The 21,235-nt window shown below is 68.2% G+C and carries 17 protein-coding genes; 7 read left to right on the top strand and 10 right to left on the bottom strand.

Translation table 11 applies throughout. The features are described from left to right. Positions 1-58: 58 nt before the first annotated feature. The 3 genes from fdhD to JWN03_RS43610 all read right to left on the bottom strand — a co-directional run bounded on the left by fdhD (position 59) and on the right by JWN03_RS43610 (position 4,610). Positions 59-871, bottom strand: a complete 813-nt coding sequence (fdhD, locus tag JWN03_RS43620; protein ID WP_297628554.1) for a formate dehydrogenase accessory sulfurtransferase FdhD — start codon at positions 869-871, stop codon at positions 59-61. Next, positions 868-3,171 carry an FdhF/YdeP family oxidoreductase gene (locus JWN03_RS43615; protein ID WP_297628552.1) on the bottom strand — a complete coding sequence of 768 codons (2,304 nt, stop codon included), beginning with the start codon at positions 3,169-3,171 and terminating at the stop codon, positions 868-870. The genes fdhD and JWN03_RS43615 overlap by 4 nt, the downstream gene beginning before the upstream one ends. Before the next feature lie 569 nt (positions 3,172-3,740). After that, on the bottom strand, positions 3,741-4,610 hold the full coding sequence (locus tag JWN03_RS43610) for a hypothetical protein (RefSeq protein ID WP_297628550.1): 870 nt from the start codon (positions 4,608-4,610) through the stop codon (positions 3,741-3,743). Here JWN03_RS43610 and JWN03_RS43605 point away from each other — a divergent pair. From JWN03_RS43605 to JWN03_RS43595, 3 genes are read left to right on the top strand one after another with little or no spacing between them, the layout of a single operon-like run. Next, positions 4,600-4,917, top strand: coding sequence for a hypothetical protein (locus tag JWN03_RS43605; protein ID WP_297628548.1), 318 nt, complete (start codon positions 4,600-4,602; stop codon positions 4,915-4,917). The genes JWN03_RS43610 and JWN03_RS43605 overlap by 11 nt on opposite strands. Further along, entirely contained in the window at positions 4,914-6,197 is a 1,284-nt protein-coding gene (locus tag JWN03_RS43600) for a hypothetical protein (RefSeq protein WP_297628546.1), read from the top strand. Before JWN03_RS43605 ends, JWN03_RS43600 begins: the two co-directional genes overlap by 4 nt. Continuing rightward, a complete protein-coding gene (locus JWN03_RS43595) occupies positions 6,194-8,305 on the top strand; it encodes a serine/threonine-protein kinase (protein WP_297628544.1) in 2,112 nt (703 codons plus the stop codon). Before JWN03_RS43600 ends, JWN03_RS43595 begins: the two co-directional genes overlap by 4 nt. A 121-nt stretch (positions 8,306-8,426) precedes the next feature. Here the strand turns inward: JWN03_RS43595 and JWN03_RS43590 are convergent, their stop codons facing one another. Further along, a complete protein-coding gene (locus JWN03_RS43590; protein ID WP_297628542.1) occupies positions 8,427-9,821 on the bottom strand; it encodes a hypothetical protein in 1,395 nt (464 codons plus the stop codon). Between the two features lie 217 nt (positions 9,822-10,038). On the opposite strand from JWN03_RS43590, the gene JWN03_RS43585 reads away from it, so the two are divergent. Continuing rightward, positions 10,039-10,464 (top strand): hypothetical protein, encoded by a 426-nt coding sequence (locus JWN03_RS43585; protein ID WP_297628540.1) that lies wholly within the window; start codon positions 10,039-10,041, stop codon positions 10,462-10,464. Between the two features lie 136 nt (positions 10,465-10,600). On the opposite strand, the gene JWN03_RS43580 is transcribed toward JWN03_RS43585, so the two are convergent. Together JWN03_RS43580 and JWN03_RS43575 are read right to left on the bottom strand one after the other, a co-directional pair. Next, on the bottom strand, positions 10,601-12,145 hold the full coding sequence (locus JWN03_RS43580) for a glycerol-3-phosphate dehydrogenase/oxidase (RefSeq protein WP_297628538.1): 1,545 nt from the start codon (positions 12,143-12,145) through the stop codon (positions 10,601-10,603). Positions 12,146-12,243: 98 nt separating this feature from the next. Continuing rightward, positions 12,244-12,825: a TetR/AcrR family transcriptional regulator gene (locus JWN03_RS43575; protein ID WP_297628536.1), complete on the bottom strand. Its 582-nt coding sequence runs from the start codon at positions 12,823-12,825 to the stop codon at positions 12,244-12,246. Between the two features lie 128 nt (positions 12,826-12,953). Between JWN03_RS43575 and JWN03_RS43570 the strand changes: the two genes are divergently transcribed. After that, on the top strand, positions 12,954-14,531 hold the full coding sequence (locus tag JWN03_RS43570) for an FAD-binding oxidoreductase (RefSeq protein ID WP_297628556.1): 1,578 nt from the start codon (positions 12,954-12,956) through the stop codon (positions 14,529-14,531). Continuing rightward, positions 14,528-15,454 (top strand): YegS/Rv2252/BmrU family lipid kinase, encoded by a 927-nt coding sequence (locus JWN03_RS43565; RefSeq protein ID WP_297628532.1) that lies wholly within the window; start codon positions 14,528-14,530, stop codon positions 15,452-15,454. Before JWN03_RS43570 ends, JWN03_RS43565 begins: the two co-directional genes overlap by 4 nt. 467 nt (positions 15,455-15,921) lie before the next feature. Here JWN03_RS43565 and JWN03_RS43560 read toward each other — a convergent pair whose 3' ends face one another. The 3 genes from JWN03_RS43560 to JWN03_RS43550 form a co-directional block, all read right to left on the bottom strand. Further along, entirely contained in the window at positions 15,922-16,287 is a 366-nt protein-coding gene (locus JWN03_RS43560; protein ID WP_297628531.1) for a hypothetical protein, read from the bottom strand. Between the two features lie 520 nt (positions 16,288-16,807). Beyond that, complete coding sequence (locus JWN03_RS43555; RefSeq protein ID WP_297628529.1) at positions 16,808-18,103, bottom strand: DegT/DnrJ/EryC1/StrS family aminotransferase; 1,296 nt, start codon at positions 18,101-18,103, stop codon at positions 16,808-16,810. A gap of 25 nt (positions 18,104-18,128) precedes the next feature. Further along, positions 18,129-19,289 (bottom strand): 2-deoxy-scyllo-inosose synthase, encoded by a 1,161-nt coding sequence (locus JWN03_RS43550; protein ID WP_297628527.1) that lies wholly within the window; start codon positions 19,287-19,289, stop codon positions 18,129-18,131. Positions 19,290-19,574: 285 nt separating this feature from the next. Between JWN03_RS43550 and JWN03_RS43545 the strand changes: the two genes are divergently transcribed. Continuing rightward, positions 19,575-20,372 carry an MmyB family transcriptional regulator gene (locus JWN03_RS43545; RefSeq protein WP_297628525.1) on the top strand — a complete coding sequence of 266 codons (798 nt, stop codon included), beginning with the start codon at positions 19,575-19,577 and terminating at the stop codon, positions 20,370-20,372. Here the strand turns inward: JWN03_RS43545 and JWN03_RS43540 are convergent, their stop codons facing one another. Next, complete coding sequence (locus tag JWN03_RS43540) at positions 20,373-21,164, bottom strand: alpha/beta fold hydrolase (RefSeq protein ID WP_297628523.1); 792 nt, start codon at positions 21,162-21,164, stop codon at positions 20,373-20,375. It lies immediately after the preceding gene. Between the last annotated feature and the right edge of the window lie 71 nt (positions 21,165-21,235).

Genomic DNA, 21,235 nt, shown 5'->3' with positions numbered 1-21,235 from the left:
GATCCCGGCCAAAAACGCGCCGGGATGACGAGGGGTGTCGGCCGGGATGGCGGGGGTGCTAGACCGCTATGCGGTGAGTGGCCGTGTACACGTTCATGGATTCGCCGCGCAGGAAGCCGACCAGCGTCAGGTCCGATTCTGCGGCCAGGTCCACGGCCAGGGAGCTGGGGGCGGAGACCGCGCCCAGGAGGGGGATGCCCGCCATGACGGCTTTTTGGACGAGCTCGAAGGAGGCCCGGCCGGAGACCATGAGGATCAGCTCGTGCGCGGGGATGCGGTTTTCGCGCAGCGCCCAGCCGATCACCTTGTCGACGGCGTTGTGGCGGCCCACGTCCTCCCGGACCACCAGCGGCTCGCCGTCGAGGGTGAACAGGCCCGCGCCGTGCAGGCCGCCGGTGGCATCGAAAAGCACTTGGCGGGAACGTAGTTCGGTGGGGAGGGTGGCCAGGGTGCTCGGCTTCACCTCGACGCCGTCGGCGGGGATGGGGTGCCGGGTCAACGTGCGGACTTCGTCCAGTGCCGTCTTGCCGCAGAGGCCGCAGGCGCTATTGGTGAGGAAGTTGCGGGGCTTCACCACGACCGGCGTGCGGAATTGGACGTCGAGGACGTTGTAGGTGTTCTGGCCGTTCTCATCGGTTCCGGCGCAGTAGCGGGCGGTGACGATGTCCTCGGCGGCGGCGATGATGCCTTCGCTGAAGAGGAAGCCGTGAATCAGGTCGATATCCGCGCCCGGGGTGCGCATGGTGACGGTGAGAGACTCACCGCCGGTACGGATTTCGAGGGGCTCCTCCACCGCGAGGGTGTCGGGCCGATCGATCGTGCCGGTGGGTGAGATGCGCAGGGTGCGGCGGCGGGCGGTTACTCGGCTCACGACGTCCTATGGGTGTGGCGTTCCAGGCGAATGGTGACCGCCTTGGATACGGGTGTATTCGACCGCTGCGCCACATGATCGAGCGGGACCAGGGGGTTGGTCTCCGGATAGTAGGCGGCGGCATTACCGCGCGGCGTCGCGTAACCGACCAGGCGGAAACCCTCGACGCGGCGTTCGGTGCCGTCGGTCCACTCGGAGATCACATCGACGAGATCGTCTTCTGCGAAACCGAATTCGGCGATGTCCTCGGGGTGCAGCAGCACCACCCGGCGGCCGTTGTGGATGCCGCGGTAGCGGTCGTCGAGGCCGTAGATGGTGGTGTTGTACTGGTCGTGGCTGCGTAGCGTCTGCAGAATCAGGCGACCCGCGGGCACCGGCAGCCAGTGCAGGTCGTTGACCGCGAAATTGGCCTTGCCGGTGGTGGTGTGGAATTCGCGGGCATCACGCGGCGGGTGCGGCAGCTGGAAACCGTTGCGGCCCCGGACCTTCGCGTTGTAATCGGTGCAGCCGGGCACCACCCCGGCGATGGCGTCGCGGATCTTGTCGTAGTCGCGCTGAAAGTCTGCCCACGGCACCGCGTGCGCGGGCCCGAACAGGGCCTGGGCGAGTTCGCAGACGATGGCGACCTCGCTGCGCAGTTCCGCGCTGACCGGCTTCAGACGGCCCGTCGACAGGTGCACCATGGACATCGAGTCCTCGACCGAAACCTGCTGGCGCGCACCGGCTTGCATATCCTCATCGGTGCGGCCCAGGGTCGGCAGGATGAGCGCGGTCCGGCCGTGCACCACGTGGCTGCGATTGAGCTTCGTCGAAACCTGCACGGTGAGAGCGCAATTGCGCAGCGCGGCCTCGGTGACCTCGGTATCGGGGGTGGCGGAGACGAAATTGCCGCCCATCCCGAAGAAGAGCTTGCCGCGCCCGTCCCGCATGGCGCGAATGGCATTGACGGTGTCCCAGCCGTGTTCGCGCGGGCTGGTGATGCCGAACTCGCGGTCCAGGGCATCGAGGAAGTCATCGGGCATCTTCTCCCAGATGCCCATGGTGCGATCGCCCTGCACGTTGGAATGCCCGCGCACCGGGCACACGCCCGCGCCGGGCTTACCGATCATGCCGCGCACCAGCAGCAGGTTCGTCGCCTCTTCGATGGTGGCGACGCCGTGCACCTGCTGCGTCAAACCCATTGCCCAGCAGATGATCACGGCCTTGGATTCGGCCAGCAGCGCGGCGGTGCGATCCAACTCGGTCCGGGTCAGGCCGGTAGCCTCCTCGACCACGCCGAGATCGACTGCGCGCATCTGCTTTTCGTATTCGGCGAAACCGGCGGTGTGCGCGTCCACGAACTCCCGGTCCACCACCGTGCCGGGCTTGCGGTCCTCGGCCTCGAACAGCAGTTTGCCCAGGCCCTGGAAAAGCGCCATATCGCCGCCGAGCCGGATCTGCAGGAAGTCGTCGGCAATGGTGATGCCACCGGTGAAGCCCTTGATCGTCTGCGGATCCTTGAAGCCGATGAGCCCGGTCTCGGGCAGCGGGTTCACGGCAATCACCTTGGCGCCGTGCGCTTTCGCCTCACCCAGCGCCGACAGCATGCGCGGATGGTTGGTGCCCGGATTCTGCCCGGCCACGATAATGAGATCGGCCTTCTTGAAATCGTCGATCGTCACCGAGCCCTTGCCGATGCCGATGGATTCGGTCAGCGCGGTGCCGGAGGATTCGTGGCACATATTCGAGCAGTCCGGCAGATTATTGGTGCCGAAGCTGCGCACCAGCAACTGATACAGGAACGCCGTCTCATTGGCGGTGCGGCCGGAGGTATAGAACACCGACTCGTCGGGGGAGGCCAGGCCACGCAGATTGTCGGCGATCAGCCGGTAGGCGTCGTCCCACGCGATAGGGGAGTAGTGGGTGTCGCCGGGGCGCAGCACCATCGGACGGGTGATGCGGCCCTGCTGCCCGAGCCAGTAGCCGGACTTCCCGTCCAGGTCTTCGATCGAATGCTCGGCGAAGAATTCCGGGGTGACGGTGCGCAGCGTCGCCTCCTCGGCCACCGCCTTCGCCCCGTTCTCGCAGAATTCGGCGGGCCGGCGGGCGCCGCTGGGTTCCGGCCAGGCGCAGCCGGGGCAGTCGAAGCCGTGCCGCTGATTGACCCGGGTCAGGGTGCGTGCGGTGCGGACGACACCCATCTCCTCGACGGCACGCTCCAGGGCCACGGTCACCGCTTTGACACCCGCTGCCGCGGTTTTCGGAGCGGTCACGGTCAGCGCGGCCTCATCGATGTCTTTTTTCGGCGCGGCACGATGCATAGCGACCATTCTCCTCTGCGGCGGGTGGGCTGTCCCAGTAGGTCCTCCGCATCGTAGGCAGACCGCGGTAGCCGTAATCGGACAGCACCCCGAGATCGGGGGCAATAGCGGTACCCGCGGGGCGTGAACGCGCGGCGCGTCGGGCGCGATAAAGAGGCAACGGAACCACGCGGTGGGGTGCGGCGGGGCCGTACCATCTAACCAGCGAGGTTACGCCGGATGGACACACCTGCATCTTTCGGTCCGCGCGCCGGTATGCAGCACCGGCTTGCGAAACTTCTACGTGGGGCGAGGAATTCGAGTCGTGCGGCCCGAATCCTCGCCATTCTCGCTGCGGTATTCGCGCTTGCCGTGCCTGCGGCGATAGGGGCGGCGAACCCCGAAATCATGCTCGCGCCAGCGAATCCGGCGGTTGCGCAGCTCTCGGATCGGATGCCGGTGAAACTGCTTCCGATCCCGATGAATTCGCCCGCCACGACTACGCCGCAGCCCTACAACTCCGGTGGTGCCCAGGACGGCGGCGGCACCCACGACGGCCCCGTCGATCCGTGCTCTTCCACCGCCGGGTGTCAGCAGCAGGAGTATTGCCCGGACGGGTCGGTCAAGCCCCGGAGCGGGAAGTGCCCTGTGCAGCAGGAGTATTGCCCCGATGGCTCGGTGAAGCCTGCGAGCGGGAAGTGCCCGGTCCAGCAGGAGTACTGCCCCGACGGCTCGGTGAAGCCTGCGAGCGGGAAGTGCCCGGTCCAGCAGGAGTACTGCCCCGACGGTTCCGTGAAGCCAGCGAGCGGGAAATGCCCGGTGCAGCAGCAGTACTGCCCGGACGGTTCGGCGAAACCCTCGAGCGGGACGTGCCCGTCGACGCAGCCGACGTATTGCCCGGACGGTTCGGTGAAACCTTCGAGCGGGACCTGTCCGTCGACACAACCGACGTACTGTCCCGACGGATCGGTCAAACCTGCGAGCGGAATCTGTCCGACAACGCAACCGGTGCGCTGTCCCGATGGTTCGACGCAACCGTCGGGTGGGACGTGTCCGTCGACGCAGCCCGCATATTGTCCCGACGGGTCGGTCAAACCTGCGAGCGGAATCTGTCCGTCGACGCAACCGGTGCGCTGTCCGGATGGTTCGGCGCAACCGGCGGGCGGTACCTGCCCGGCCACGCAGGTGGAGCACTGTCCGGACGGGTCGGTGAAGCCTGCGAGCGGGAAGTGCGCGACGGATACCGGTGGTGTGGTTCCGGCGAATCCGGGGCAGCCGCCGGTTTCGCGATCGCCCGTCACCTCCGGCAATCCCGTGCCGTCCTCGGATCCGGCCACGACACCGCCCTCGGTGGTCGAGTTGCCCGAGCCGAGTGTGTCGAATGCTCCGGTCCCGGCCGCAACCTCCGGTCTGGAGTTGAACCCTCCCGCAGTCTCACCGGGCGCGCCTGTGGTGGTCACCGGTCGGGGGTGCGATCCGAATGCGGATGTCCGGCTTTCGATCGGCGGAACGGCCGCGGCCGATGCCCGGTCGAGGGCCGACGGCGGGTTCGACGCGACCCTGCCGACCGGTGCCACCGATATCGGCCAGCACCAGGTCACCGCGGAGTGCGGCCCGAAACTGGCTGCGGCCCTGGATGTCGTGCTGGTCAGCCAGGTCGGCGGCAGCGCGGCGACCGCAACCGTGCTGCTGTTCTTCCTGCTCATCGGGGGCTGGTTCTACGGTCACCGCCTGGTATCCCATCTGCCCGCTCGGAGGCCACGATGAAGAACCGTCGCGCGCGCTGGACATCGACCGTCGTGATCGCTGTATTGCTCTGTGCTGCGGCATTGTTCGGTGCGGGCACCGGCACGGCCGACGCCGGAGTGCGCGCGAACGCCACCATCGACGGCCGGGCCATCGCCGGGGCTGGTGCCGGCAATCCGGTGCGCCTGGATCCGGGCAAGGTCACCCAGGTGGTGGTGGAGGTGATCAATGGTTCGGCCACACCGATCACCGTGCGGCGGGTGGATCTCGAGGGGCATGTGCTCGGGCTGAACTTCTTCTCCTACTCGACCTCCGTCGAATTGACCGTCGCCGCAGGCAAAACCGAGAAACTCACCTACCGGCTGGACCCGGCCGGGCTGGACGGCCAGGCCACCGGGTTGATCGGGGCCGACCTCACCATCATCGGCGCAGATGGCAAACCGCTTACCTCGGAGCACACGGTCATCGATGTGCGCGGCTCGCTGGTATCGGTCTACGGGCTGTTCGGCATCATCCTGGCGGTACTCACCGTCCTCGCCATTGCCGATGCGGCGCTGACCGTTGCGCGCCACCGACTTTCGGTCAATCGCTGGCAGCGTGGACTGCGCCTGCTCGCCCCGGGCATCGGCCTCGGCCTGATGATCGGCTTCACCGCCTCCGTGGCCCGCTGGTGGGTCCCGGGCACCCCGCTGTGGCTCACCCTCGCCGGAGTCATCGCCGCCGTCTTCTTCCTGGCCGGATACCTCTCACCCACCCCGCGCACCCCCAGCGACCTGGACCTGGACGCCGAAGACCTGGCCGCCGCCCGCGAACTCGACGCCCACGGCTACCCCGCCGGAAGCGCGCCCGACTACGCCGCCGACCCGGCTCTCGGCGCGGCCCCGTTCGCATCCGGCGGTGGCCCCTTTCAATCGGGCCGTGCCCCGTTCCAGTCGGGCGGCAACCCGTTCCTGCCCGGCGGAATCCCGTTCGATTCGGGTGGGAACCCACTTCCCAAGGGCAGTAACGTATTTCAGTCGGGTGGTGCTCCAACCGTAGCGGCGGGTGCCCCGATCCAGTCCGAGGAGGAGCGCACGACGCTCGGTTACCCCGCTGGGGGAGCGCGGAGCCGAGCGGCGGTGGGGAACCCGCCGGTCGTATGGCCGCCGGGCGGCTCACCGCCCGCACCACCGGGTGGCCCGTCGCCGGATACTGCCCCGCCGAGCGGGCCGCGCAGGCCCGTCGAAGCCGGCGAGGATGAGCCGACCATCCGGAATAGCACTGACCCGCAGCGATTTCGGCCCGGAGGTGCGGTCAGATGAGTGTGCGCGATCTCGATGACGGTGATATCGCCCGGGTGCGAGCGGCGCTGCCCGGATACGACATCGGCGGGCAGGTGGGCCGGGGCGGCTGCGGAGTGGTGCTGGCGGGGACACATCGCGGATTGCATCGGCGGGTGGCCATCAAACAGATTCCGCCGCAGTTCGCCGACGATATGCAGGTGCGGCGGCGGTTCGTCGCCGAGGCGCGGGTGATGGCCACGCTGGATCATCCGCATGTGGTGCCGGTCTACGACTACATCGAGCACGAGGATCTGTGCCTGCTGGTCTTGGAGTATCTGCCCGGCGGCACCGTCGAAAACCGTTTCATCACCGCAGGATTCGAAGCGACCGCGGCCGTCGCGGTGGCGCTGTCCTGCGCGGCAGGACTCGATGCCGCACATCGGCACGGGATTCTGCACCGTGATGTGAAGCCGTCCAATCTCATGTTCGCGGCCAATGGGACGTTGAAGCTCACCGACTTCGGCATTGCCAAGATCGTCGGCGGGGACGACACCCTGGTGACCCGCGCCGGTGAAATCATCGGCACCCCGTCCTACATCGCTCCGGAACAGGTGCGTGGACAGCAGCTTTCGCCCTCCACGGATGTGTACGCGCTGGCCACCATGCTGTATCAGCTGCTCTCCGGCTCGCTGCCGTTCCCCCCCGGCGAGGACGCCCTCGCCATGCTTTTCGCCCACGCCTACGGCGAGCCGGTACCGCTCGGCCGCGTCGCTCCCGCTATCCCGCAACCGATTGCCGATGCCGTCATGCGCGGGCTGGCCCCCGATCCGGGCGAGCGCTTCGACACCGCCGAGTCGTTCGGCATCGCCCTGGCCGAACCCGCCGCCTTCTGCTGGGGCACGAATTGGCTTACCCCCATAGGTATTCCGCTCATCGGCGCGGACACCATAGTCGCGGCCGCGACCGGCGGCGCCCGACCTGCCTCACGCCCCTTCACACCCCCGCCCGGCTCTCCGCCGAGTCCCTTCACACCGGCGCCCTCCCCGCAGCAGTTCTATGACCCACGCCGTACCACCGCCCAATCCCCGGGTCCGGTCGAGCGCACCCCGAATGGTCCGATCCCGCCTGGTCCGGCAGGTGATTCCGGGCCGGAAACGCCACTGCCACCGCACTACTCGCGCCCTGGGTTCGGCAGAGGCTGGCGTCCCACGCCCAATGGTCCGAGTCGATTCGACGAAGCAAACGAGCCCACCCTCCGTAGAAGCCCGACACCGTCTGGTCGGCCGCAGGGTGCGGCCAGCGGGGGAGCCGGGCCGATGCCGCGCGTTCGGCCGCTAGAGCCTGTGCAGCACAGTGGGATTCGTCTGGTCGATGTCGATCGCGGCGATCTGGTCCCCATTCAGAAGGTGGTCACTCTGCGCTCACCGCGAGTGCCGTTCTTCGCCGCAGCCGTACTCGCGGTGGTGGTGTGCGGGGCGGCAGTGCTCGGAGTGGGCGCCGGACCGCAGCGAGATCTCCCGCCCACCGGGCAGATTCACCTTGCGGGGATCGATCCGAGCGCCGCGAGTACCGTCGACCTGGACCTGTCCAAACCGGTACCGCTCGTCCTCACCGGCACTGATGCCGATACGGCACGACTGTCACTGAACCTCCTGGGCGTACGGCTCGGCGGAGCCGAAACCCCCGTGCAGCGGGGCGCCTCGACCGACCTGCCCGCGCCGGTCAACCCCTACGTACTGGCGGGTGACCTCACCGCCGAATTAACCCTGTCCCGCAATGGATCCGACGTCACCACCTACCGATTCGGCGTCCGCACCGCCCAGCGCGCCACCACAACCGCCACCGCCATCGTCCTACTCGTCCTGCTCCTCTTCGCCGCCGCCTACGCCGAATCGAACGCCCGCACCCTCCGCCACGGCAGCGCCCGCATCACAGCCACCATCGGCCTCACCCTGAGCGCCGCCCTACTCGCCCTCACCGCCCTCGGCGCCTCCTGGATACTCCTCGGCCGCGAACCCACCCTCCCCGCCGTAATCCTCTGCGCCGCACTAGGTGCCGCCGCAGGCGCGGCCTTCGCCCTGGGCTGCCGCCGCGTCGGCAAACGCTACCGATACGTCCGCGTCCTCCGAATGCGCGAGCGCGCCTGAGTGGCCGCAGTTGTGATATTTCGTTGGCCGACAGGCGCTCTCGAATTGGTGGGGAGTCGGTCCCCGCCAAGTGCGCGGCCGCTTTCCGCCCGTGCTCGGGATGTGCGGCGCGCGTGACCGTTCAGCGCCGCCGGTCTTGGCGGTAGGTGAGGATGCGGTCGCCGACGCGGAGGCTCCAGCCCGGTTTCAGCTCCGCTGGGCGCTGTCCCACCCGTATCCAGTCCTGGCCCGGGGCTGCGACGAAGGTGCCGCCGGGGGTGCCGGCGTCGTGCACCAGGACCAGGCCGTTCTCGATGAATACGTAGGTGTGGACGCGGGATACGTGCCGGTCGCGCGGAATCACGATCGGTACGGCCGCACCGCGCCGTACCGAATCGTCGATCATGGGATCGCGTCCGATCACGTAGCGTCTGTCCATCGGATACACGGCGCCGTCCACCGTGATGAGCGCACCGAACGGCTGGCTGAGCTTGTTGGTCTCCGGTTCCGGTGTAGCCGTATGGGGTGTGACCCGGGGTTGTGGGTCGGGCTTCGCATCGGGCGGGTGGGCCTTTGCGCCGGCTTCCGCGGCAGCGGGCGAGCCCGCGGCTTCCTCTGCGGCTGCGGCCTCGGAGTCGAAGGCCGCGGTCGGCGGCTGATCGGCCGCGTCGGGCCGGGCCTCCACGGCGGGGGAGGCACTCCCCGCTGCACCGTTCTGCCGTGGTTTCTTGGTGAAGTCGATGCCGGGTGCGGGGTGGCGCGCGCGTTGGGCGGCGGCCAGTTCGGCAGCGGGCGTGGTCCGGACTTCACGGGGTCCGGGCGCGTCCTTCGCCATGGGTTCGGGTACCGCAGATTCCTGTTCCGGAACGACCGGTGCAGATTGGCGGCGGAGCGGTTCCTGGCTGCCCGGCGTGGAGAAGCGCGTATGCGATGTAGTCGGCACGGCAGCGCGCTTGGTGGCATCGGCAGGCGGTACCCCGGACGTGGGCGTGGCCGGATGGGTCTCGGGCTGAACGGCTTTCGAAGGCCCGGTACTCGTGGCCCGCAATGGCGCGGTGGTGCCGGTGCGTGGAGCATGCAGTATGAACCCGCCCGCAGCCGCCACACCCGAGCGCAGATCGGTATGCGGAATCTCGGCGCCGGCATCGGTATCGCCGACCACGGTCACCCGCCGCACCGGATCCCGCAGGATTTCATCGACCCAGGTCATGGCGCGCACACCGGACAGCTGCCGGGTGCCTTCGGGGCCGTCGACCACCGCCCGCACCGCCCCGCGCAACAGCACCAGAATGCCGCCCGTGGTCGGCGCGACGACCCCGAATGCCGGTGGCTGCGCATTCCCGCTGCTGAACACCGCCGCGGCCAGCCGCTGCGCAATGGCCACGCCCGGATCGGCGGCCGTCGATGCCGTCTCGGCCGCACCGAGAATTCGTTCCGTCGACGGACTTTCACCGGCCAGGAAAATAACCACACTTCCGAACCGCGCGACCAGCCCTGGCCCGCGGGTCAACCCGACAGTGGTCGGAATCCGCCCCATCCGCGCCTCCTACTCCGGCGCTCATTACATCGTTGCCAAGCATAGGACCGTTCACACGCGAACGGGATCTGTCCCGAATTGGTGGATTGCGCGGAGCGTCCCGATTCGGTACACGCCAGATTCCGGCAATAGTCCCCGAAGTAGCGGATCGCGAGCGAGGATCGAGACATTGTGCCGGTGCATTCGGTTCCGGCAGCGCCGATGAGGACCGAACCCTATGGGCATCAGCAAGAGGAACAGGCAGGCAGTACCGGTAGCCGCTGCACTCGGAGTGGCCGCAGCAGCCCTCACCGTGCTGGCCGCACCGGCCGGAGCCACCGCCACCCGGGTCGGCGTCGAGCCGGGCATCAGCTTCGGCTCGGCGACGAACTACGGCACCGGCTGCACCTACCCCGTCGACGCCTACGTCGACGATCCGACCACCCCGGTCGGCTTCTACGACAACGGCATCCGCTTCGGCGTCGCCAACCCCTCCGGCGGCGTCGCCATAGCGAGCTGGACCCCCGCCACCACCGGGGCCCACCGCCTCCAAATAATCCAGCAAACCCCGACCAATGGCGGCGACGTCATCCCCTACATCGACCTCACCGTCGCCACGGGCATGAGCACCGGCTCCGGCTGCAACGTCTTCGGCGGCGGATAAGCCCGCGTTCCGGCGCACTCCTGGCCGGAACCACCGCAGCCGGGTAGTGCGACCGTGTGGATCCCGGCCGAAAGCATGCCGGGACGACGGGGGACTTCATTCCGGGCGAGGTATCGCGCGGTCGGATCGGTAGTTGTCAGGCGCGGTTGAATGCTGCTTCGGCGGCGGGGGTCGCTGCTTTGCGGTCGGTGTCGACGAGGCCGATTCGGGTGCGGCGGTCGAGGAGGTCGTCGGCGTCCAGGGCGCCCTCGTGGGTGGTGGCGAAGGTGAATTCGGCGGCTATCACGTCGATTCCGGGGGCTACGGGTTCGGCCAGTTCTGGATGTTGTTGTGCGAGTTCGAGGATGGTGGCGGCTTCGCTGCCGTAGCGCTCGACCAGGCGGGTGGGGGCTTCGATCTGGTCGCGGGCGGCGCCGGAGACCGCGCCGATCAGCGGGAGATTGCGGGTGCGGCAGGGGGTGGCGGAGAGGTGGGCGTGCGCGATGGCGGCATCCACGGTGTCCTCGGCCATTTTGCGGTAGGTGGTGAGTTTGCCGCCTACGACGGTGATGACGCCGGTGGGGGAGGTGAGGACGGCGTGCTCGCGGGAGATGTCGGCGGTGCTGTCGGCACCGGTGCGCAGCAGTGGCCGCAGGCCCGCGTAGGAACCGCGAATATCGTTGCGGGTCAGGGGCTCTCGCAGCACGGTATTGACGGTATCGAGCAGGAAATCGATTTCTGAGTCGGTGGCGTGCGGCACATCCGGCACCGGGCCGGGCGCTTCCTCATCGGTGAGACCCAGGTACACACGATTGTGCGCCGCGGGGAAGGCGAAGACGAAGCGACTGGTGCTGCCCGGAATCGGCACCGTCAGCGAGGCGGTCAGCCCGCCGAAGGCCGCGGCGTCGAACACCAGGTGGGTGCCGCGCGAAGGGCGCAATTCGATGCTCGGATCCACCTGATCCGCCCATACGCCGGTCGCATTGATGACGGAACGAGCTGTGACGGACTGGGTTTCGCCGGTCAGCCGATCCAGCAGCGTCGCCGTGGTCCCGGTGACCTCGCTCGCCTCCACCCGGGTGAGGATCGACGCGCCGTGCAGCGCCGCCGTGCGCGCAATGGCCACCACGAGCCGGGCATCGTCCACCAGTTGCCCGTCCCAGGCGAGCAGTCCGCCGCGTAATCCGGCACGACGCACCGTCGGCGCGAGCCGCAGCGCCTCGGCCGCCGCCACCCGCCGCGACCGCGGCAGTACCGCCGCGGCCGTACCCGCGGTGCGCCGCAATACATCTCCAGCCAGGAATCCGGCCCGCACCAGCAGCTTCTGCGCCACACCGATATTCGGCAGCAGCGGCACCACCTGCGGCAGCGCCCGGGTCAGGTGCGGTGCGGTGCGGGTCAGCAGAATATCGCGCTCGACCGCACTCTCGTGCGCGATGCCCACCCCGCCGCTGGCCAGATACCGCAGCCCGCCGTGCACCAGCTTGGAACTCCACCGGCTGGTCCCGAAGGCCAGATCGTGCTTCTCCACCAGCACGGTGTGCAGCCCGCGCGAGGCGGCATCGAGCGCCACACCCACACCGGTGATGCCGCCGCCGATCACCAGCACATCGATGGTCCCGCCCGCGCCGAGCGCGAGCAGTTCCCGCTGCCGCCGGTCGGCATTGAGCGCCGAGCTGGAATGAGCCGAAGTGCCGCTCATAAGAAGACCTTTCGCTGAGTTCCGATGCCGATCGATTCGGTAGCTGTCAGTGCGATGACCTGTGATGGTGAGCCCGGCAGGGCAACGCCGGTACCCGGTCAGCGCGGCGCCAGATACCCGTCGATGGCGCGGGTGAGTTCGATATCGAGATGATCGGAGTCGAGGAAATCGATGACGGTGCCCGCCGACTGCACCGCGGATTGCGCCAGCAGCAGGAGCATGGCGGCCTGCTGTTCGGCATCGCCGTGCCGAATGGAGCCGTCGCGGTGGCCTTCGCGGATCCCGTCGGCGAACAGCCCGATGAGCGCCCGCTGATTGCGCCCGAGCCGCTCGAACACATAGGTGAGCATGACATCGGCATCGGTCCGGAAGATCTTGGCGAACAGCGGGTTCCGCCGCATCATCGCCCCGCCGCCGACAATCGCGCCCACCAGCCGGGCCCGGGCATTGCCGCCCGTGGGCGCGGATTCGGCAGTGATCTCGCGCAACTCGCGCACCAGCAGATCCGCCACGAGTGACCCGGTATCGGCCCAGCGCCGGTACACGGTCGGACGACTGACGCCGGCCCGGCGCGCGACCTCGGTCAGGGTGGTGCGCCGGACGCCGAATTCGGCTACGCAGGCGCGCGCCGCGTCGAGAATCGCCCGATCGACGGCGGAGGACGGTTCGGTCGAAGCCATGGATGCCACCATCGGTAGGGAGGGTTCGTTACTGCTTGACATTCTATGTCAGACTGTAACGCATGGTCGACACACGAGCAGCATCCGCATCGACGGGAAACCCGGGCGAGCCGCAGGCCCGCGCGAGTATGGTGTGGGACGCCTGGGGCTCCCCGTCCGGACACAAACCGCTGCCCGAATCGATTCGGGGATTGCTCACGCAGGTATTCGGGGTGTCCGCGGACGCGGCGACCCGTCGCGATGAGGGCGACGTGCCGCTACGTGCATCCGCGCTCTCCCCGGATCAACATGCCGGGCTAGTCGCGGTGGTCGGTTCCGAGAACGTATCGCTCGACCACCGCGATCGGCTGCGCCACGCGGGCGGCAAGAGCACCCCCGATCTGCTGCGCCGTCGTGCGACGCAGCCGCAGGATGCACCCGACGCCGTCCTGTTCCCCGGCGATCACGACGAAGTCGCCGCGCTGCTCGAATACTGCAGTGCCGGTGCGATTGCCGTGGTCCCGTTCGGCGGCGGCACCAGCGTCGTCGGCGGACTCGACCCGGCCCGTGGCATTTTCGCCGCGGTCATCGCCCTGGATCTGCGCCGCCTGGACACCCTCACCGAGGTGGACACGATCAGTGGCACCGCCACGCTGGGCGCGGGCATCACCGGCCCGCGTGCCGAGGAACTCCTTGCCGAGCACGGACTTTCGCTCGGACACTTCCCGCAGAGCTTCGAATTCGCGACCATCGGCGGTTTTGCCGCCACCCGCTCCTCGGGTCAGGCGTCGGCCGGTTACGGCCGCTTCGACGATATGATCCAGCGCCTCCGAATCGCCACGCCCAGCGGCACTCTCGAGCTCGGCCGCGCCCCCGCCTCGGCCGCTGGACCCGATCTGCGCGAGCTGTTCTCCGGTTCGGAGGGCACCCTCGGCATCATTACCGGGGTCACCCTGCGCGTGCACCCGGTCCCGGAGACCACGGCCTACCGCGCCTGGTCGTTCCCGGACTTCGCCACCGGCGCGAACGCACTGCGCACAGTCATCCAGGCGGGCGCGAATCCCACCGTCATGCGGCTGTCCGACGAGGCCGAGACCGGCCTGAATCTGGCCCGCGCCGGTGATATCGGCGGCGGCACGGTCGGCGGCTGCCTGGCCATCACCACCTTCGAGGGCAGTGCGTCGCATGTCGCGGCCCGCAGCACCGAAGCCTCCAACCTGCTCGCCGCTGCCGGCGGCACCGCGCTCGGCGAAACCCCCGCCCGCGAATGGGAACACGGCCGCTTCTCCGCCCCCTACCTACGGGATGCGCTGCTGGACGCCGGAATTCTCTGTGAGACCCTCGAAACCGCCACCAGCTGGTCGAATCTCGCCGACCTCAAGGCGAAAGTCACCGCCGCACTGACCGATTCGCTCACCGCACAGGGCACCCCCGCACTGGTCATGTGCCACATCTCGCACACGTACCAGACCGGCGCCTCGCTCTATTTCACCATTGTCGCCAAGCAGGCCGACGATGCGATCGCCCAGTGGGCGCAGGCGAAACGGGCCGTCGGCGACGCGATTGTCGCAGCCTCCGGCACCATCACCCACCACCACGCCGTCGGCGCGGACCACCGCCCGTGGATGACCGCCGAAATCGGCGACCTCGGTGTCGAGGTGCTGCGCGCGGTCAAACAGGCCGTTGACCCTGCCGGAATCCTGAACCCTGGGAAGCTGATCCCGTGAGAGAGATCCACTCGATAGTGCTCGTGACCAACCCGCTGTCCGGTCACGGCAAGGGCGTGCAGGTCGGGATCGCGGCGGCGGACCGGTTCGCGGCGCGCGGTGTGAATGTCACCGAGATTCGCGGCAGTTCGGCGGCCGATACCGAACGACAGGTTCGGGAGGCCCTCGCCAAACCGGACACCCGCCCGGACGCGGTGGTCGCGGCGGGCGGCGACGGCCTGACCTGTGTGGTGCTGCAGGCACTGGTCGGCACCGGCGTACCGCTGGGACTGGTGCCCGGCGGCACCGGCAACGACCTCGCCCGCGAGGTCGGTATTCCCGACGACACCACCGCGGCCGTCGACGTGGTGCTGGGCGGGCGGACCCGGACCATCGACCTCGGCACCGTGCAGGCCGAAGGCGCCACCGTGCCCATGTGGTTCGCCACGGTCACCGGCACCGGTTTCGATGCGCGAGTCACCCTGCGCGCCAATGAATTGCGCTGGCCGAAGGGCCCCATGCGTTACACCGTCGCCGCCCTGCTCGAACTGGTCGGCAAGCTCGCCGTCCCATATCGCATCGAACTGCACGGCTCCCCGGATCACCCGGACGGCACGGTCGTCGAACTCGACGCCATCATGGTCGCGGTCGGCAATACCCGCACCTACGGCGGCGGCATGCTCATCTGCCCCGACGCGGTCATCGACGACGGCCTCCTGGATCTCACCGTCGTCGGCGCCATGTCCCGCCTGGACCTGCTCCGACTGCTCCCGGCCCTCTCCTCGGGCAAGCGCATCGACCACCCCGCCGCCACCCAGTACCGAGCCGCCACCTTCACCCTGACCGCCCCCAACGCCCCCGCCACCGCAGACGGCGACCCAGCAGGCTTCCTCCCCGCCACCTTCCAAGCCCACCCCACCGCCCTCGACATACTCATCCCCTAGCAATCACCCCCCCGACACAATCGCAGCCCCTGTCCATTCGCCGAACAGCGCGCCCCTACACCGCACAGCCCGTATATGGGCTGTGCGATCCGGACGCGGGCCGTGGGATCCGGACGCGGGCCGTGGGATCCGGACGCGGGCCGTGGGATCCGGACGCGGGCCGTGGGATCCGGACGCGGGCCGTGGGATCCGGACGCGGGCCGTGGAATCGGGACGCGGGCCGTGGAATCGGGACGCGGGCCGTGGAATCGGGACGCGGGCCGTGGGATCCGGACGCGGGCCGTGGAATCGGGACGCGGGGCGTGGGATCCGGACGCGGGCCGTGGAATCGGGACGCGGGGCGTGGGATCCGGACGCGGGCTGTGCGATTCGGATGCGCGCTGTACGTTCGGGCGCGGGCTGTGGGATCCAGGCGTGGGCAGTGGTGTGCCCCTTGCCGAAGGGCAAGGGGCACAGGGTGGCTGGGGTTACCACTGCTGAAGGACTACCAGGCCTCCCGAGTCGACCAGGACGTCGACCGATCCGCCCGGACGGTTGGCGGCCTCACCGATGACGTCACCCAAACCGCCGAAGACGTAGTCCTCGTCCTGCGGCAGTTTGGAGTCGGGGCGAACGCCGACCGATACGGAGCTGCTCGGCACATAGCGGTCGACCAGGGCCGGGATCGGGCCGCTCGACAGCGATTGGGTTTCACCGGGGGAGAGTTCGAGACCGGCCGCTCCGGCGTCGGGAATCACGAATGGTGTTGCAGCGGAGGCGGTCCCGGCGCCGACGAGTCCGGCAATGGTGACTCCGGCCAGCGCGGAGGTGATGACGAGGGCTCGAACGCGCATGATGACTCGCTTTCCGGAAGCGGGATCAGGGTCCCGGGAGGAGCTGTCGGATACTGCGTCGAAACTTGGAATCGGCTGGCGCCAGCCGCATAGCTAGAACACCTCACCACTGATAGCTGCGGCAAGAGAATGCGGCTCGCCTCACACCCGTGGCATTAGGTGTTCCCACACACGCACCCTGACCGGCCGATCTCCGCCGATCTCCGCCGCCCCGTCGCACGACCGAACAGCGCACCTCCCCGCCGAACAGCACCCATCCGTACTGCGCGACCCTGACGCATGCTGTGCGGTTTTCGATAGGCGTTGCGCGGTCGTGAGGAGACCTGTGCGGTCATGGGACATGTTGCGCGGTTCTCGGCGCAGGATCGAACAGCGCGTGTCCGCGTGGTACAGCGCTCATCCGTGCTGTGCGGTCCTGGCCGGTGCTGTGCGGTTTTGATAGGTGCTGTGCGGTCGTGGTGAGGGCTGTGTGGTCCTGGCGCGGGCTGTTTCGGCTCGATGTGCTGTTCGGTGGGTTGCGTCAGAGTGCTGGTGATGTTGTTGGGGTGTTGTTCGTTGTGAGGGTGGGGGACAGGGTGCGGACCTTGCCCAGGGCGGTGAGGATGTCGTGGATGTCGCGTGGGTCGCCGAGTAGGACGCTGTGGTGCATGAGGAGGGTGTGGTTGCAGTAGTGGTCTGCGCCGAGGAAGGGGCGATCGGTGGCGCGGGCGGTGTTCCAGGTGGCGGCGAAGCGGGGTTTGGTGTGCGGGCGCAGGAGATTGCTGCGGGGCAGGGGGACTCGGGGTGGGTAGACCCTGGTGTGCAGTTCGGCGGTCAGTGCTGCGGCGACCTGTTCGATGGGAGCATTGCCGAAGGTGCCGGGTTCGAAGCGGAGACCGTATTCGTAGACGGCGCGTCGATTCACCTGTGCCGGAACCGGAATCGGCGTCAGACCCGGAATCGCGGAGAGCCCGGCCTCCAGCTGCCGTGTCCGGGATTCGCGGTGCGCGTGCTGGGCGTCCAGCCGCGGCAGCTGATCGAGCAGCACCCCGGCGGTCAGCTCCGACAGGCAGTAGTTGCCGCCCATGATCTCGCCGAGCTCGACCAGTTCGTATTCGCCGGGCAGCGGATCGTGCTCGCTGTATCCGCGCGAATCGGCGCGCAGCATGAGCATGCGCCGGTACAACTCCGGGCTGTCGGTGATCGCCACGCCGGCCTCCCCCGCCGCCAGGGTTTTGGCCGCACCGAGACTGAACACCCCGATATCGCCGAAGGTGCCGACGGCCCGGCCCTCCCACTGGGCGCCGTGCGCCTGCGAACAGTCCTCGATCAACGCCAGACCCACATCGCGGGCCAATTCGGCGAGCTCGTCGATCCGTGCGACGGTGCAGGCCAGATGCACCGCGATCACGGCCCGGGTGCACCCGGAAACCGCCGCATACACGGATTCGGCGCTGAGACAGCCGGTTTCGGGATCGACATCGACCAGCACCGGCAGCGCTCCGACCCGCAGCACCGCGGTGGCGGGCGCGACCCAGGTGACGGCAGGCACGATGACCTCATCACCGGGGCCGATGCCCAGAGCCTCCAGTGCAATGACCAGCGCACTGGATCCGTGATCGACACTGACCCCGAAAGCCGCACCGTTGTACCGGGCGAACGCCTCCCCGAACAACCGCTCCCGGGATTTCCCGCCCGCCGGGCTGTACCAGCTCACCGACCAGCGCGAGGAGCGCAGCGCGGCAAGCAGTTCCGCCTCGGTATCGGCGTCGTACTGTGGCCACTGCGGCCAGGACACCCCGCCACGGACCGGCGCCCCACCATGAACCGCAAGCATGAAATCTCCTACCTACCTCGGCGAATCAGCGGATGCCGACGGCGGGGGCGGCGGGGGAGGGCTGGGCTATGACTTCCAGTGCCTCGCGGATCTCCTGCACCGAAACCTGCACCAGCGGTAGGTTTCCGGTCATGGCCGGGCGCCCCAGACTGCGCAGCAGCACGAACGGCACCGAGCCCGGGCGCGCGTCGAGATAGCCCTTTTTGTTGTCGTCCTCTACTACGCCGAGTACATCGGCGACGTGCACCGTGGACGGCAGCCACGGCTCGACGCCCAGCCCGGCGACGATTTCGTAGTGCGCGCTCACCTCGTCGTCGGACAGCCACCCGCGCGCATGCGAGATGTGCGCCGCCACCAGCATTCCCACCGCAATCGCGCCGCCGTGCGTTATACCGGATGCACCACGCGCCCGATGATCGCAGATCTCGATGGCGTGCCCGACGGTGTGGCCGTATTCCAGGACCAATCCGGCGCGCCGCTCGAACGTATCATCCTGTGTCACCGATGTTTTGGCATCGATGCTCGCCTCCAGCAGCCACGTCAATGCCTTCGGTGCGGCCAAGGTGCCGGAGGCGATAATCGCGCGCAACGGTTCCAGCGCCGCCGGACGAATGGCGAGGCAATTCTTCGCCATTTCGCAGAAACCCGAACGGAGTTCGGCCTCCGGCAGGGTCTCGAAGAGCCGCACATCGGCGTACACCGCGGTCGGCGCGTAATAGGTGCCGATATGATTCTTGCCGACCGGGCTGTTTATCGCCTGCTTCAGCGACAGCACCGAATCCATGGCGGCAATGGTGGTGGTCGGTACATGCACCAGTCGCACCCCACGGAACAGCAGATTAGCCATGAGCCCGGCCAGATTTCCGGGTACGCCGCCACCGAAGGACACCACCACCGAGCGCCGGGTGATGCCTGCGCGCAAGGCCGTCTCCATATGGTCGGTCAGACTCGACAGCGTCTTCATGGACTCGCCCGCACGATGGGTCAGCGTGATCGACGCAGTATCACCGGCCAGCCGCTCGATGACGGTGCGGTACAGGCCCAGCACCTGGTCGTCGGTCACGAAAACCAGTTTGTCGGCGGCCATTCCGGCAATGCCCTCCGCTATTTCGGTGAGACAATCCCCGCCGAAGGAATACGGATAGGACTGCTCGCCGATCCGAATAGTGCGCGAAGTGATGGCCATTCCCTTGCTCCTGATTCTGCGGCGAACTCGCTCCGAACTTCACTGCCAGCGCCGGTGCTGCCTCGCTCTGCAAATATCGAATGGCACGTCTCAGTTTGGCAACCGGTGGGATACCCCAGTCAGGGGCTGCGTCACCGGCCGCAACCACTGGCCGGGGCAGCGGCCCGCTCCGGTGCCACTGTCAGGGGTACCCGCGCGGCCGAACTCGGGTGTGGCAGCGGGCCCCCGCCCGGTACTGTGCTACTCGAGCCGGGCGGCACGAACTGGCAGTCGATCGGAGAACCGTTGTCCGACAATGAAATCGGAGTACCGACCGCAGAACTGCTGCGCGCGCCGACCCTGGCCGAGTTCATTCGTGAGCGCCGCACCCGGGGTACCTCGCGGCATCCGGCCGGCCTGACCCGCAAGCAATTGGCCGAGGCCACCCACGCCAGCCTCGGCTATGTCGCCAAGATCGAACAGGGCGATGCGCTCAATCCCGGTCCGGCCATTCTGGATTCGCTCGCGGCCGTGCTGTGCCTGGACCCCGCCGAACGCGTTCACCTCTATCACCTCGCTCAGCAGCGCCCCACGCCACCGACCCCGGAGCCGCTGCGCCGCGACAGCGCCGCCGCGGCCACCGTGCGGACCACGCTGGACGCGCTGCTGCCGCATCTGGCCGCCGCGCTCGACGACGGCTGGCATGTGGTCGACTGCAACAGCGCCTTCGACGAGGCCTTCCCGGGTCTGCGTCGCAGCGGGCACGTGCTGCGCTGGATCTTCACCGATCCGCGCGCCCGCATGGTCATCGAGGATTGGGAGCGGGAGGCGCGGCTCATGGCCGGACGCTTCCGCGCCTACGCCGCGCACGCCATGGACCGCGAGGACATCGACCAGTTGCTGCGCGACCTCGGCGAGTACGCCGACTTCCGCCGCCTGTGGGAAACCGCGCACGTATCCATCGGCCGCCCGGACTCCGCCTTCCAATTGCGAAACCCCAAGACGGCCACCGTATTCGACGTGGTGGTGCAGCGCTATCGCAGCACCACGCCCGACTCCGCCCACCAGCTCTTCATCGGATTGGTCGGCCGTGGTGCACCGTGATCAGGCCGGCAGGCCATCCATGAACATCCGGAAGAGCGCATTGACCTCACCCGGATGTGTCAGGTTCGCGGCGATGGCGGCGCCGGCGATGGTGTGCACCTGTGCTGTCCCGCCGAGTGACGCGGCCATTTCCTGCATGTCCTCCGGGCTGGTGGCTTGATCTCCGACACCGCGCAGAATCAGTGCGGGACAGTCGATATCACCGAGTAGCTCCAGCACCGAATCGCGGTTGATCACGCAGTCGGCCGCCTGCCGAATGCGGCTGCGGTCCTCGGCCAGCCACTTCTCGCGCCACGGCCGCCGGTGCTCCTCGGTCCCGCCGATGGTCAGCGCCGACACCATCTTCATGACAGGCGCCGGCAGCACGTACCCGGTCCAGAAGTCGAGTACCTCGCGATAGCCCGCCCGGCGCTGCGGGCTCATGGCCGAGGCCGCCGAGCCGATCACGATCAACCCGCGCGTGCGTGGCCGCGCCAGCAGGGTCATCCGCAGTGCGGTGCACGCACCGTGTGCCACGCCACCGGCCACCACCCGTTCGATACCGAGGTGATCGGCCACCGCCCAGGCGTCTCGTGCCAGGTCCCAATAGCTGAATGGCGTCCCGTCGTCTTCGGTGAGCCCGTGCCCGCGTGAGTCGATGCAGAGGAGGCGATAACGCTGTCCCAATTCAGCTTGCTGCAGCTCGAACATCTCCTGGTCCATGAGCATGCTGTGGCTCAGCACAAGTGCCGGTCCTGTCCCTCCCGTGTCGGTGTAGTGGATCTTCGCTCCCCCGCGAGCAACGAACGGCATTCTGGGACTTTACGACGTCACCTGGCGGTACGGTATGTGAAATACATTTCGGTCACACATGAAAAGCCCTG

Source organism: Nocardia sp. (genome assembly GCF_025465275.1).
GTDB lineage: Bacteria > Actinomycetota > Actinomycetes > Mycobacteriales > Mycobacteriaceae > Nocardia.
This window is presented reverse-complemented; position numbering and strand designations above follow the sequence as displayed.